Genomic DNA, 13077 nt, shown 5'->3' with positions numbered 1-13077 from the left:
GGGGCTAGCCTGTCAGCATGTGCGCGAGCTACGGACTGGATCCCCGTTTCACCGACGCCGAGCTGCTGGCCGAGGCCGACGACGCGGTGCTCGACGGGCTGCGAACGTGGGCCGAGCGCAACGCCGGTGAGACCCTGCGCCCGACGGGGAAGAACCTGCGCAATCTCAATCCCCTGGTGACGACGGCTGACGGCGACGCCGCCCTCGAGCCCGCATGGTGGGGCTTTCTCGTCGACGGGCAGCCGGCGCGGTTCCCCTCGATCAATACCCGATCCGAACGCCTGCAGGATCGCCCCGGCTCGCTGCGCACGCGCGGTCTCGTACCCGCCACGGGCTGGTACGAGATGCAGAAGCCCGATCGGGTGTGGCACGAGTTCGGTCTCGGTCGCGGAGTGCTGTTCGGAATGGCCGCCGTCACCCAGCGGGGCCGCACCCCCGACGGCGAGTGGATCACCTGCTACTCCATCGTGATGCGCCCTGCTCCCCCGCACCTGGCGAACATCCACGACCGGATGCCCGTGCTGATCGCGACCGCGTTCGCGGACGACTGGCTGCACGGCGACCCCACTCGCGAGCTCATCGACGAGGCCCTGCTCGCCGCTGCCGGTCTCGACGAGCGGGTCGCCGCCGTGCCACGCGACGACGACAAGGGCGCCCAGACCCTCTTCTGACGAGACGAGGCACGCGCCCCTCTCGGGTGCACGTGCCTCGTGTGTGGAGCCGACTACGGGACTCGAACCCGTAACCCCCGTATTACAAGTACGGTGCGCTACCAATTGCGCCAAGTCGGCGGACCGTCATCAAGCATAGCGACGGCGCGCGGATCACCCGCGCCGACCACCCGGGTCAGGACGCCGGAGTGGCAGTCGGGGTCGGGGTGGGCTTCGTGGAGCCGAAGTACTCGTCGCTCGCGATGGTGAGCACGAACTGCGAGAACTCGGCCGGGTCGTTCAGCGCGCCGACGTACGACTTGCCGCCGACGAGGATCAGCGCCTCGTTGTTCAGCTTCAGGCCATCGGAGCCGGGCAGCGGACCCTCGAGCGCGCGGTCGGTGGCATCCTTCGCCCACGACACGAAGTCCTGCTTCTCGATGCACGAGCGCACCTTCTTGGCATCCGACACTCCGACGGCGACCGCGAGGTCGGCCAGGTCGGCGTCGCTGCGGCCGTCAGTGTTGGGCTCGGGCTGGTTGGCGAGCAGCTCGTGGTTGTAGTCGTAGAAGCTGTTCGGCGCGTAGGTGGCGACGCACGCGGCGGCGGCAGCGGCGCGCAGGGAGTACTTCGTGCCGTTGGAGCTGGCGGTCAGCAGAGCGACCGGGTGGTAGGTCACGGTGACCGCGCCCTCCGAGATCCAGCCGGCGAGCTGACGGGCATTGGCCCGCTCGAATTCCGCGGCTCCTGCCGAGAGGTAATCGACGTAGATGTGGATCTCGGTGGCCTTCGCGCCGGGCGTGGCCGACGGATCCGGGGTCGGGGTGGCGCTCTCGCCGGTCTCCGACGCGCCCTCAGACGGCGCCGGGGTCGCCGCTGTCGCGGAGGGAGCCGCAGAGATCTGACTCACCGTGACGCCGTCGTCCGACATCCCGGTCGGGCTGAGCTGCGGCTTCGAGATCGACGAGCTGACCGCATACGCCACGGCCGCGCCGATCGAGCCGACGGCGAGGATCGCCACGAGAGTGATGATGAGCCGTCGCATCAGTCGCGCCCGCGACTGCTGGGCGTGCACCAACTGTGCCTTCTCCCGCACCGCTTCGCGCGAATGGCGAGCGGCGGGGACGTTCGGCGTTTCGTCGCTCGACATCGTTCCTCTTGAAGATCGGGTGGGACGGGTGATCCCGCGGCCGCGGAGACTGCGGCGCCGGATTCGATGCTAACGAGGCAGCCTGAGAAATACCCAGACGCGCCCCGCCGTGCCATACTGATCCCGACCCGATGGCGGGTCACGGCGGGCAGCGTCCGCCGCTTCCATCACGAAGGATCGTCCGGCACGTACCTGCCGGTGAAGGAGAAATCATGGCCACCGTTACGTTCGACGACGCCACCCGCCTGTACCCCGGCGGCACTCGTCCGGCTGTCGACAAGCTGAACATCGAGATCGCCGATGGCGAGTTCCTCGTCCTGGTCGGCCCGTCCGGCTGCGGCAAGTCCACGTCGCTGCGCATGCTCGCAGGCCTCGAAGAGGTCAACGGCGGCCGCATCCTCATCGGCGACCGCGACGTCACCGACGTGCCGCCGAAGGACCGCGACATCGCGATGGTCTTCCAGAACTACGCGCTGTACCCGCACATGACGGTCGCGGAGAACATGGGCTTTGCGCTCAAGATCGCCGGCGTCGGCAAGGAGGAGCGCGCGAGCCGCGTCCTCGAGGCCGCCAAGCTCCTCGACCTCGAGGAGTACCTCAACCGCAAGCCGAAGGCGCTCTCGGGTGGCCAGCGTCAGCGCGTCGCCATGGGCCGGGCGATCGTGCGCCAGCCGCAGGTGTTCCTGATGGACGAGCCGCTGTCGAACCTCGACGCGAAGCTGCGTGTGCAGACGCGCACGCAGATCGCCTCGCTGCAGCGCCGGCTCGGCGTCACGACGGTCTACGTCACCCACGACCAGACCGAGGCCCTGACGATGGGCGACCGCATCGCGGTGCTCAAGGACGGCATCCTGCAGCAGGTCGGCACCCCGCGTGACCTGTACGAGAAGCCGAACAACGTCTTCGTCGCCGGCTTCATCGGCTCGCCCGCGATGAACCTCTTCTCGGCGGACCTCGCCGATGGCGGCGTGCGCTTCGGCACCGAGGTCGTGCCGCTCGACCGCGACACCGTCGGCCGCGCCAACGGCTCGCAGGTCACCGTCGGCGTCCGCCCCGAGGACATCACCGTCGGCCCCGCTGACGGCATGGGCCTCTCGGTCGTGGTCGACCTGGTCGAGGAGCTCGGCGCTGACGGCTACCTCTACGGTCACACCGAGATCAACGGCAAGCGCACCGACATCGTCGCGCGCGTCGACGGCCGCAGCCACCCCAACGCCGGCGAGACGGTCACCCTGGCCGCCAACCCCGGACACGTGCACGCCTTCGACCTCGAGTCGGGCGAGCGCCTCAACGACAAGCCGGTCGTCTCGGCCTGACGAATCAGCACACGCGGGCGCGGGCGGACCTCTCGGTCTCCCGCGCCGCGGTGTTTTCGGAGGAACCATGCAGGAGTCGCTGCGCATCACCGCCAGCTCCATCGACCCGGGTCTGCTGAGCCTCCCCTGGTCGACCCCGCTCGGCAAGTGGCCGTCGGAGAGGATCGTGTCGCTGCCGAAGGGCCTCTCGCGTCACCTGGTGCGCTTCGCGGATCTGTCCGGGCGCGTCGTCGCGGTCAAGGAGACCACGGCCGAGATGGCGCAGCGCGAGTACGAGATGCTCGGAAACCTCGGCCGCCTCGACGTGCCCTGCGTGAGCAGGGTCGCGGTGATCGCAGGACGAACGGATGACGACGGCAAGGCTCTGCCTGCGGCGCTCGTCACCTCGCATCTGCGCTTCTCGATGCCGTATCGCGCGCTGTTCACCCGGGTGCTGCGCCCTGACACGGCCACCCGCCTGGTCGACGCCCTCGCCCTGCTGCTCGTGCGGCTGCACAACGTGGGCTTCTACTGGGGCGACGTGTCGCTGTCGAACACGCTGTTCCGTCGCGACGCGGGCGCCTTCGCCGCCTATCTGGTGGATGCTGAGACCGGCGAGCTGCATGAGGAGGGGCTGACCGACGGGCAGCGCGCATACGACCTCGACCTCGCGCGCACGAACATCGCCGGCGAGATCATGGACCTCGCCGCCGGCGGCCGCCTGGAACGGGGTGTGGACGCGCTCGAGATCGCCGACGGCATCGTCTCGTCGTACCGCTCGCTGTGGGCGGCGCTCACCGATGAGGAGTCGTTCTCCACCGGAGAGACGTGGCGCATCACCGAGCGGGTGGAGCAGCTGAACGCGCTCGGCTTCGACATCGACGAGATGTCGATGGAGACCACCGCAGACGGCACCACCGTGCGCATCCAGCCCAAGGTTGTCGATGCAGGACACCATCAGCGACGGCTGATCCGCCTCACCGGTCTCGACGTCGAGGAGAACCAGGCGCGCCGGCTGCTCAACGACCTCGACGAGTTCCGGGTGCGCTCGACCAAGGCATGGGCTGAGGAGGAGATGTACGCGCACGAGTGGCTGACTCGAGTGTTCGAGCCGGTCGTGCGCGCCATCCCCTACGACCTGCGCGCCAAGCTCGAGCCGGCCGAGGTGTATCACCAGGTGCTCGAGCACCGCTGGTACCTGTCACAGGCCCAGTCGCGGTCGGTGCCGCTCGCCGAGGTGCTGACGAGCTACATCAACGATGTGCTGCGGCACCGCCGCGACGAGGCGACGATCATGGGCCCGCCGACCGAGTCGATGGGCATCCCGGTGGATACCGGTTCGGTCGAGGTCTCGGACGACACCGCCGCGATCGACTGGCGCGACCTCGTCTGACGCTAGTAGCCGACCGTGAACCGCCCGCGGCGGTGCTTCGGCTGCTCGATCTCGTCGACGACGGCGATGGCGAAGTCGGCGCCCGAGATGGTGGAGTTGCCGTCGGCGTCCCGGACCAGCACGTCGCCGCCGTCGCGGTAGCGGCCGGTGCGCTCGCCCTCCGCCCAGGGTCCGAACACCTCGGCGGGGTGGATGAAGAACCACTCCAGGTCATCGGCCTGCTGCAGCAGCTCGAGCGAGTCGATGCCCACCTGCGCCTCGTGCTTGTATTCCTCGGGGAAGCCCTGGTCGAACAGGCGCGGTCCGCCCGGTGCGACCAGGCTGCCGCCGGCTCCGCCGACGACGCCCAGACGGGTCGGGGTGCCGGCGAGCTTCTCGGTCAGGCCGCGCAGTGCCCCGATGACCTCGTTCTCCATATCGCCGCGCGGTGAGAGCGCCGAGACGACGGCATCCGCTCCATCGAAGACGTCGCCGAGGCCGTCGAGGTCGAGCACCGAGCCCTGCACGTACCGCGCACCGTCGAGGGGTGCCTCCGGGGCCTGACGGGAGATCACCGTCACCTCATGCCCTCGGCTCACCGCCTCGCGGGTGATGTGCGATCCGGCGTAGCCGGTTCCTCCGATGACGACGATGCGGGACATCTGTGCTCCTTCCGATACGCGAACGGGTTCGTCGGGTACAACTCCCGCCGCTGCGCAGGCTATTCCGCGGCGGCGCGGACCGTCGACACCTGGTACAGCGCGACGGATGCCGCGATGCCGGCGTTCAGCGACTCGGTGGCGGATGAGATCGGGATCGACACGATCTGATCGCACGTCTCGGTGACCAGGCGCGAGAGCCCCTTGCCCTCGGATCCGACCACGATCACGACGGGACGGTCGGCCAGCTCGAGCGCGGGCAGCGCGACATCTCCCCCGCCGTCGAGGCCGAGCACGAACACGCCCTGCTTCTTGAACTCCTTCAGCAGCGTGGTGAGGTTCGCGGCCAGCGCGACCGGCAGACGCGCCGCCGCGCCGGCGCTGGTCTTCCACGCGGCGCTGTTGACGCTCGCCGAGCGGCGCTGCGGCAGGATGATGCCGTGCCCGCCGAAGGCGGCCGTCGAGCGGATGATCGCTCCGAGATTGCGCGGATCGGTGATGCCGTCGAGGGCGATGAACAGCGGCGTCTCGCCGCGGTCGATGACCTGCTCGAGGAGGTCCTGCGGGTGCGCGTACTCGTACGGCGGCACCTTCAGCGCGACGCCCTGGTGCACGCCGTCGAACCCGGCCATGCGGTCGAGCTCCTGGCGGGTGACCTCGAGCACGGGGATATCCCGGTGGCGGGCGATCGAGAGCATCTCCTTCACGCGGTCGTCCATCTCGACGCGCTGTGCGATGTAGAACGACGTCGCCGGGATCTTGGTGCGCAGGGCCTCGAGCACGGAGTTGCGGCCGGTGACCGTCTCGGTGTCGTCGGATGCCTTGCTGCGCTGCTGGCGGTTCATGTCGCGCCCCTGCGGCTTCTGGCTCACCTTGCCCTTGCCGCCGGCTGCGGCGAAGCGCTCCTGAGCTGCCTTGCGCTTGCCGGCGACGTGCCAGCTGCGGTCCTCTGCCTTGGGTGTCGGGCCGCGACCCTCGAGCGCCTTGCGCCCGAGGCCGCCGGTGCCCTTGCTGGCACCCTTCTTCTTGCTGTTGCCCGCTCCGGGGCGTCCAGGCTTAACCATCGATACTCCAATGTGTTCCGTCCGGAGTGTCCTCCAGAGTGATTCCTGCCGCGCCGATCGCATCTCGGATGCGATCGGCTGCGGCCCAGTCCTTCTCCGCGCGCGCCTCGGCGCGCTGCGTGATCATCGTCTGCACGAGCGCGTCGAGGGCGGAAGCCTCAGCGCGGTCGTGCTTGTCGGTGCTCCACTCGGGCGCGAGCGGGTCGATCCCGAGGACGCCCGCCATCTCGCGCACCTGCATCGCCGCGAGCTGCGCGTCGGCGCTGCGACCGGCATCGAGCATGCTGTTGCCCGACCGCACCGTCTCGTGCAGCACGGCGAGCGCCTGGGGCACGCCGAGGTCATCGTCCATCGCGGCCGCGAAGGCGGCGGGCAGCAGCTCGAGGCTCGCCTCGCCGTCGTCGGCGTCGTCGTCGGTGGCGCGCTCTGCAGTCCAGGCGAACTCAGCAGGCAGTCGAGCCGCGCGCTCGAGGAACGAGCGGATGCGCCCCAGCGCGGCATCCGCCTCGGCGAACGACGACTCGGTGAGGTCGAGGCTGGAGCGGTAGTGCGCGGCGGCGAGCGCGTACCGCACGACCAGCGGGTCCTGTGCGGCGAGCACGTCGGCGGCGAGGGTGAAGTTGCCCAGCGACTTCGACATCTTCTGACCGCCCACGGTGACGAGCCCGTTGTGCACCCAGTACCGCGCGAAGCCGTCGCCGGCGGCGGCCGACTGCGCGAGCTCGTTCTCGTGGTGCGGGAAGCGCAGGTCCAGACCCCCGCCGTGGATGTCGAACTCGGGTCCGAGGAAGCGGCGCGACATCGCCGAGCACTCGATGTGCCAGCCGGGACGGCCACGTCCCCACGGCGAATCCCACACGGCATCCGGCTGCTCGTCGCTCTTCGCGCCCTTCCACAGCGCGAAGTCCTGCGGGTTGCGCTTGCCGCGCGGCCCGGCGTCGGCCGCCGCTTCCATCGCGTCCACGGACTGATGGGTGAGCGAGCCGTACTCCGGCCAGGAGCGCACGTCGAAGTAGACGTCACCCGAGCCGTCGGATGCGGCGTATGCGTGGCCACGCTCGATGAGGGCCGCGATGAGATCGTGCATCTGCGGGATGAACCCGGTCGCGCGCGGCTCGTAGGTGGGCGTCAGGATGCCGACGGCGGCATAGGCCTGCGAGAACTCCTGCTCCATCCGGTACGCCAGCGCCCACCACGACTCGGTCTGGGTCGCATTGGCGAGCACCTTGTCGTCGATGTCGGTGACGTTGCGCACGAAGGTGACCCGCTCGTAACGGTGCGCGAGCCAGCGGCGCAGCAGATCGAAGCTCAGGGCCGCGCGCACGTGCCCGATGTGCGGGCCGGACTGCACGGTGGGTCCGCAGACGTACATCGTCACGTTCGAGGAATCGAGCGGGGCGAAGTCGCGCAGCTGCTGTGCGCGAGTGTCGTACAGGCGGATCGTCACCGCACAAGACTACCGGGGCGTCGCGGTGCGCACCTGGGGGCGGGCTCCCCTGTCAGATCCGGTGGACGAGCGCGACCGCGGTGACCGCGATGCCCTCGCCGCGACCGGTGAACCCGAGTCCGTCGGTCGTGGTCGCCGAGACGGTGACGGCGGCGCCTCCCAGCGCGGCTGAGAGCACCTGCTCGGCCTCGACCCGGCGGGCGCTGAACCGCGGCCGGTTGCCCTGGAACTGCACCGACACGTTGCCGATCGCGAAGCCCGCTTCGGCGAGCATCGCCGCGGTTCGGGCGAGGAAGACGTCAGCGTGCGCGCCTGCGTACTCGGGGTGCGCCGTGCCGAAATGCTGGCCGATGTCACCGAGTCCTGCCGCGCCCAGCAGGGCGTCGACCATGGCGTGTGCGACGGCATCCCCGTCAGAGTGGCCCGACAGGGGCTGCTCCCCCGGCCATTCCAGACCGGCGAGCCACAGGTTCCCCTCCCCACCGAAGGCGTGCACATCTGTGCCGACGCCGATGCGCGGCAGCATCGGCGGAGACGGCATCCTCTGGGTCAGAAGCATGCGCGCACGCTCCAGATCCTCCGCGGTGGTGATCTTGAATGCACGCTCGGATCCTGGGATGCGGCGCACGGTCCCTCCGTCCGCCGCGAACAGCGCGGCGTCGTCGGTGTGCTCGTCGCCCGTCAGCAGGACGCGCTCATAAGCGGCCTCCAGCGCGCGACGGGGGAAGCCCTGGGGGGTCTGCGCGGCCGCGAGCAGCGAGCGGTCGACGGCACCGACGACCTCGTCGCCCGACACCTGCTTGAGCGTGTCGACCACGGGAAGCGCGGGGATGACCCCGGCGTCTGATGTCACCGCCGCGGCGACGGCATCGATCTGCGCGGCCGAGGTGAGGGCACGCGCAGCGTCATGCACGAGCACGACGTCGATCTTCGCGTCGAGGGCGGCGAGGCCCGCGGCAACGGACTGCTGCCGTGTCTGGCCGCCGACGACGACGGATGCCGGCCATCCTCGGCCTCGATCGGCATCGGTCAGCATGTCCGCCGCGGCCTGCTCGAACCCGGCTGGGGCCACGACGACGACCTGCATGCGCTGGGCGGCGAAGACACCATCCAGAGCGTGATGCAGCACGGTCCGGCCGTCGATGTCCACGAGCGCCTTGGGCATGCCGGCACCGAGTCGCGTGCCGGAGCCGGCGGCGACGACGATGATCGCTGTGGTGGGAGTCGGGATCGAAGTCACCTTCTCACGCTATCGCGCGCCGCAGCACGCGAAGAGGGCGGATGCCGCAGCATCCGCCCTCTTCGAATTCCGACCGTCGACGCGCTCGTCAGGAGGCGAGCACCTCGTCGAGCAGGGCGCCGGCCTTGTCCTCATCGATCTTCTCGGCCAGAGCGAGCTCCGACACGAGGATCTGGCGGGCCTTGGCGAGCATGCGCTTCTCACCCGCGGAGAGACCGCGATCCTGATCGCGGCGCCACAGGTCGCGAACGACCTCGCTCACCTTGATCACATCGCCCGAGGCGAGCTTCTCCAGGTTCGCCTTGTAGCGGCGCGACCAGTTGGTGGGCTCTTCCGTGAACGGGGCGCGCAGCACCTCGAAGACGTTCTCGAGACCCTCCTTGCCGATCACGTCGCGAACACCGACCAGGTCGACATTCTCGGCAGGAACCTCGATGATGAGATCACCCTGCGTGACGTTGAGCTTCAGGTACTTCTTGGTCTCCCCCTTGATCACGCGGTCCTTGACCTCGATGATCGTCGCGGCTCCGTGGTGCGGATAGACGACGGTTTCGCCAACCTCAAAAAGCATAAAAACGTGTCCTTTCGGCAATCTCCAGCATACCACAGCCGTTATGCAGTAAGGTTCGCGCCGATCGGCACCGCAGCGGGCATCCGTGGTCTGTGCGCACGCTCGACCCACTAGACTGATCCAGGCCACCCGTCGCACCTCAGGAGGATCCGTGAACTCGCGCTCTGCTGCGTCCATCGCTCCGCGTCTCATCGCCGCCATCGCCCTGGGCTCGGCGCTCGCACTCGGCACCACCGGATGCACCTTCATCACGCACCAGGCGACCACGAACCCCTACTCCGCGTCCGACGGTGTGAACATCGACGAGACCGGCGGCTCCGTCGTCGCGCGCAACGTCTTCGTGGTGGCCACGGAGGACGGCGAGGTGGGCAACCTCGTCGGCGCGTTCATCAACGGGAGCTCGAAGACCAGCACGGTCGACATCGACGTCGCGGGCGAGCAGCTCACCCTGCGCGTGCCCAGCGAGGACCGGGTCAGCCTCGGTGCCGACAAGATGCCGCTGCGCGTCGAGAACCTCGGCGCCAAGCCCGGCGCCACCGTCGAGGTGCTCATCGTCGCGGGTGACGGCGAGGCGGTTCCCGCCCAGGTGCCCGTGCTCGACGGATCGCTCCCGCAGTACGCCGACCTGGTGCCGAGCGCCGCGCCGCTCGACTCCGCATCCTGACTTCCCGTCGCGACAGCTGCGACGAAGAAGAGGCCGGTTCCTTTCGGAACCGGCCTCTTCGCGTTCTGCGACCGATCAGCCTTCGAAGCGGTAGCCGAGGCCCCGCACGGTGACCAGCATGACCGGGTCGCCCGGGTTCTGCTCGATGCGCGACCGGATGCGCTTGATGTGCACATCCAGGGTCTTCGTGTCGCCGAAGTAGTCGCTGCCCCAGACGCGATCGATCAGCTGACCGCGGGTGAGCACACGACCCGCGTTGCGCATGAGCACCTCGAGCAGCTCGAACTCCTTCAGCGGGATGTTGATCTCGGACCCATCCACGGCGACGGTGTGCCTGTCGATGTCGAGCGTGACACGGCCGCCCTCCAGCACGCGCTCGTCCAGCTCCGCCTCGGCCTGCACCACTCGACGCAGCACGGCGCGCATGCGCGCCAGCAGCTCGCGTGACGAGTAGGGCTTCGTGATGTAGTCATCTGCGCCGAGCTCCAGCCCCACCACGATGTCGACCTCGGAGTCCTTGGCCGTCAGCATGATGATCGGCACGCTCGAGGTCTGACGAACCTGACGGCACACCTCGGTGCCCGCCATGCCCGGAAGCATGAGATCGAGCAGGATGATGTCGGCGCCGCGCTCGCGGAAGGCGGTCAGGGCCCCAGGGCCGTCCTCGCAGATCTCGACCTCGTAGCCCTCGCGTCGCAGCAGGTAGGCGAGCGGGTCGGCCAGATCGGGCTCATCCTCGACGAGCAGGATGCGGGTCATGCGTACTCTCCGTTTCGAGCGTCGCGCTTGCGGGTATCGCCGCTCACGCGCTTCTTCTTGGGCTTTCTCTTGGACTTCTTGTCGGCGGCGCTGGCGGGTGCGCTCGCGAGCGGCAGGCGCATCGTGAAGGTCGAGCCGCGACCCGGACGCGACCACACGCGCACCTCGCCGCCGTGCCGCTGAGTGGCGTGCTTGACGATCGACAGTCCCAGTCCGGTGCCCCCGGTGCGCCGCGAACGCGCCTCATCGGCACGGTAGAAGCGCTCGAAGATGCGCTCGAGGTCGGCATCCGAGATCCCGATGCCCTGATCCGTCACGGCGATCTCGACGACGTCCCCGTCGACCTTCACGCCGACGCCGACGCGCGACCCGCGCGGCGAGTAGACGATCGCGTTGGCGATGAGGTTGCCGACCGCCTCGATCAGCACCTGCGCGTCACCGCGCACCCACACCCCGCGCTCACCGCCGCGGCTCAGCTCGACACCGGCCGAATCAGCCTGCACCGAATGCGCCTCTATCGACGCCGCCACGACCTCATCGATCGCGACCGGCTCGACCTGCGACAGGCTCTCCGCCGCCTGCAGCCGCGAGAGGCTCAGGATGCGCCCGGTGAGCTGCCCGAGACGGGCGGCCTCCGCCGAGATGCGTGCGGCGAAGATGCGCACCTGCTCGGGGTCGTCTGCCGCCGATTCGATCGCCTCGGCGAGCAGGCTGACCGAAGCGACCGGGGTCTTCAGCTCGTGACTGGTGTTCGACACGAAGTCGGTGCGCATCTGATCGAGGCGCTCGCGCTCGGTGACATCGCGGATGATCAGCAGAGTCAGCTGCGGGCCGACGGAGCTGGCGCGTGCAGAGACCAGCCGAGGATCCAGGGCGGCGCCGCCGGTGAGCCGCATCGTCTCGGTCGCGTCCGCGCCGCTGTCGCGGACGCTGCGCACGAGGCGCCGCAGCTCCCCGTTCTCCAGCACTGCTCCCTCGCGGATGCTGAAGCGCGTCGCGGCGTTCGACGTGGCGACCACGAGCCCGGAGGCATCGAGCACGCACGCGGCGTCATCCATGCTCGCGAGCACGTCGCGGACGCCCCCCGGCACAGCGGAGGAGGTCTCCTGCAGGGCGATGGCGCGCACGCGATAGGCCCAGCTCACCAGCAGCACGGCGCCCGCCCCGATCAGCGCGCCGACGGCGAGGGCGAACAGCGCCAGCTGAGCGGAATCCATGCCTCCACAGTAGAGGCCGGGATGCCGGCCACCTGACGTGCACCGCGCCGTCACGGGGCGGAGAGAATAGTATTCACGTTCCCGGCACCGTTCGTTAACCTTCGACGCGGACAATCGATGCGGCCGCGCGAGCGCGTGCCCCGGCATGCCGTGCCGAACCCCCGACGAAAGGTTGCGCCGACATGCGCGAAGTGTTCCACCAGTCCCTCGAAGAGCTGCAGACGCAGCTCGCCGAGATCGCCGACCTGGTCACGGTCGCGATCCAGAAGGCCACCACCGCATTCGCCGAGAGCGACGTCGCACTGGCCGAAGAGGTCATCGCCGACGACGCGAAGATCGATGAGCTGGCCGTCGCGCTCGACGAGCAGGCGATCGAGATCCTCGCACGTCAGCAGCCGGTCGCCCGTGACCTGCGCATCGTGATCACCGCGCTGCGCGTGAGCGCCTCGCTGGAGCGCATGGGCGACATGGCCGAGCACATCGCACAGCTCGCCCGCCTGCGCTTCCCCGAGCGCGCCGTTCCCAAGGGGCTCAAGGGCACGTTCCGCCGGATGGGTGAACTCGACGTGCAGATCGCCGGCACCCTCGCCGAGCTGCTGCGCACGCAGAACCTGCGCTTCGCCGACGAGATCCGCAACGCCGACGACGACGTCGACGAGCTGCACGCCAGCGTGTTCGAGAAGGTGCTCAGCGACAACTGGAAGGGCGAGGCGACCGCGACCGTCGACGCCACGCTCGCCAGCCGCTACCACGAGCGCTTCGCCGACCACGCGGTCGCCGTCGCGAAGAAGGTCGTCTACCTCGCGACGGGCGACTGGGCGGTGCAGGAGGAGGACATCGCACTGGCGGCCGAGGCGCAGTCGAGCGTGACGCCCCCCGCTCCTCCGGCGTTCTGACACTCACCACCATCATCGGCGCCCCCTCACATCGTCGAGGCCCCCTCTGATCCAGGTGGACCGGAGGGGGCCTCGACGATGTGAGGGGGCGTC

General features: G+C 69.3%; 13 protein-coding genes and 1 tRNA gene. 5 read left to right on the top strand and 9 right to left on the bottom strand.

Annotated elements, in window-relative coordinates; all coding sequences use genetic code 11:
- Positions 1-17: 17 nt before the first annotated feature.
- The gene (locus ACIPV2_RS12660; RefSeq protein WP_400841728.1) at positions 18-671 is read left to right on the top strand and encodes an SOS response-associated peptidase family protein; all 654 of its coding nucleotides are present in this window, start codon (positions 18-20) and stop codon (positions 669-671) included.
- 44 nt (positions 672-715) lie between these two features.
- Here the strand turns inward: ACIPV2_RS12660 and ACIPV2_RS12655 are convergent.
- Positions 716-791 (bottom strand) — tRNA-Thr (locus ACIPV2_RS12655).
- 55 nt (positions 792-846) lie between these two features.
- Positions 847-1800: a thioredoxin domain-containing protein gene (locus ACIPV2_RS12650; protein WP_101188619.1), complete on the bottom strand. Its 954-nt coding sequence runs from the start codon at positions 1798-1800 to the stop codon at positions 847-849.
- Between the two features lie 212 nt (positions 1801-2012).
- Between ACIPV2_RS12650 and ACIPV2_RS12645 the strand changes: the two genes are divergently transcribed.
- Together ACIPV2_RS12645 and ACIPV2_RS12640 are read left to right on the top strand one after the other, a co-directional pair.
- Entirely contained in the window at positions 2013-3116 is a 1104-nt protein-coding gene (locus tag ACIPV2_RS12645) for an ABC transporter ATP-binding protein (protein ID WP_101188618.1), read from the top strand.
- A gap of 67 nt (positions 3117-3183) precedes the next feature.
- Complete coding sequence (locus ACIPV2_RS12640) at positions 3184-4488, top strand: DUF4032 domain-containing protein (protein ID WP_400841725.1); 1305 nt, start codon at positions 3184-3186, stop codon at positions 4486-4488.
- A gap of 2 nt (positions 4489-4490) precedes the next feature.
- Here the strand turns inward: ACIPV2_RS12640 and ACIPV2_RS12635 are convergent, their stop codons facing one another.
- From ACIPV2_RS12635 to ACIPV2_RS12615, 5 genes are all read right to left on the bottom strand, one after another.
- Complete coding sequence (locus ACIPV2_RS12635) at positions 4491-5129, bottom strand: NAD(P)-dependent oxidoreductase (RefSeq protein WP_400841723.1); 639 nt, start codon at positions 5127-5129, stop codon at positions 4491-4493.
- Between the two features lie 59 nt (positions 5130-5188).
- Positions 5189-6190, bottom strand: coding sequence for a 23S rRNA (guanosine(2251)-2'-O)-methyltransferase RlmB (gene rlmB / locus ACIPV2_RS12630; RefSeq protein WP_101188615.1), 1002 nt, complete (start codon positions 6188-6190; stop codon positions 5189-5191).
- Positions 6183-7637, bottom strand: coding sequence for a cysteine--tRNA ligase (cysS, locus tag ACIPV2_RS12625; protein WP_400841721.1), 1455 nt, complete (start codon positions 7635-7637; stop codon positions 6183-6185). Before cysS ends, rlmB begins: the two co-directional genes overlap by 8 nt.
- Before the next feature lie 52 nt (positions 7638-7689).
- Positions 7690-8877: a 2-C-methyl-D-erythritol 4-phosphate cytidylyltransferase gene (gene ispD, locus ACIPV2_RS12620; RefSeq protein WP_400841719.1), complete on the bottom strand. Its 1188-nt coding sequence runs from the start codon at positions 8875-8877 to the stop codon at positions 7690-7692.
- Between the two features lie 88 nt (positions 8878-8965).
- On the bottom strand, positions 8966-9448 hold the full coding sequence (locus ACIPV2_RS12615; protein ID WP_071640539.1) for a CarD family transcriptional regulator: 483 nt from the start codon (positions 9446-9448) through the stop codon (positions 8966-8968).
- 151 nt (positions 9449-9599) lie between these two features.
- On the opposite strand from ACIPV2_RS12615, the gene ACIPV2_RS12610 reads away from it, so the two are divergent.
- Entirely contained in the window at positions 9600-10112 is a 513-nt protein-coding gene (locus ACIPV2_RS12610) for a DNA modification methylase (RefSeq protein WP_400841717.1), read from the top strand.
- Positions 10113-10187: 75 nt separating this feature from the next.
- Here the strand turns inward: ACIPV2_RS12610 and ACIPV2_RS12605 are convergent, their stop codons facing one another.
- Positions 10188-10871 (bottom strand): response regulator transcription factor, encoded by a 684-nt coding sequence (locus tag ACIPV2_RS12605; protein ID WP_101188611.1) that lies wholly within the window; start codon positions 10869-10871, stop codon positions 10188-10190.
- Positions 10868-12088, bottom strand: coding sequence for a sensor histidine kinase (locus tag ACIPV2_RS12600; protein WP_400841714.1), 1221 nt, complete (start codon positions 12086-12088; stop codon positions 10868-10870). Before ACIPV2_RS12600 ends, ACIPV2_RS12605 begins: the two co-directional genes overlap by 4 nt.
- Before the next feature lie 182 nt (positions 12089-12270).
- On the opposite strand from ACIPV2_RS12600, the gene phoU reads away from it, so the two are divergent.
- Positions 12271-12984 carry a phosphate signaling complex protein PhoU gene (phoU, locus tag ACIPV2_RS12595; RefSeq protein WP_400841712.1) on the top strand — a complete coding sequence of 238 codons (714 nt, stop codon included), beginning with the start codon at positions 12271-12273 and terminating at the stop codon, positions 12982-12984.
- Positions 12985-13077: the final 93 nt, after the last annotated feature.

Source organism: Microbacterium sp. NPDC089987, from assembly GCF_044748505.1.
Taxonomy (GTDB): Bacteria; Actinomycetota; Actinomycetes; order Actinomycetales; family Microbacteriaceae; genus Microbacterium.
Note: the sequence above shows the minus strand (reverse complement) of the source record. Positions and strands in the feature narration are given on the sequence as shown.

Coding starts and splice junctions, on each gene's coding strand:
- ACIPV2_RS12615 (WP_071640539.1), bottom strand. CDS start 9,448: ATGCTTTTTGAGGTTGGCGAAACCGTCGTCTATCCGCACCACGGAGCC.
- ACIPV2_RS12650 (WP_101188619.1), bottom strand. CDS start 1,800: ATGTCGAGCGACGAAACGCCGAACGTCCCCGCCGCTCGCCATTCGCGC.
- ACIPV2_RS12600 (WP_400841714.1), bottom strand. CDS start 12,088: ATGGATTCCGCTCAGCTGGCGCTGTTCGCCCTCGCCGTCGGCGCGCTG.
- rlmB (WP_101188615.1), bottom strand. CDS start 6,190: ATGGTTAAGCCTGGACGCCCCGGAGCGGGCAACAGCAAGAAGAAGGGT.
- ACIPV2_RS12645 (WP_101188618.1), top strand. CDS start 2,013: ATGGCCACCGTTACGTTCGACGACGCCACCCGCCTGTACCCCGGCGGC.
- ACIPV2_RS12635 (WP_400841723.1), bottom strand. CDS start 5,129: ATGTCCCGCATCGTCGTCATCGGAGGAACCGGCTACGCCGGATCGCAC.
- ACIPV2_RS12605 (WP_101188611.1), bottom strand. CDS start 10,871: ATGACCCGCATCCTGCTCGTCGAGGATGAGCCCGATCTGGCCGACCCG.
- phoU (WP_400841712.1), top strand. CDS start 12,271: ATGCGCGAAGTGTTCCACCAGTCCCTCGAAGAGCTGCAGACGCAGCTC.
- ACIPV2_RS12660 (WP_400841728.1), top strand. CDS start 18: ATGTGCGCGAGCTACGGACTGGATCCCCGTTTCACCGACGCCGAGCTG.
- ACIPV2_RS12640 (WP_400841725.1), top strand. CDS start 3,184: ATGCAGGAGTCGCTGCGCATCACCGCCAGCTCCATCGACCCGGGTCTG.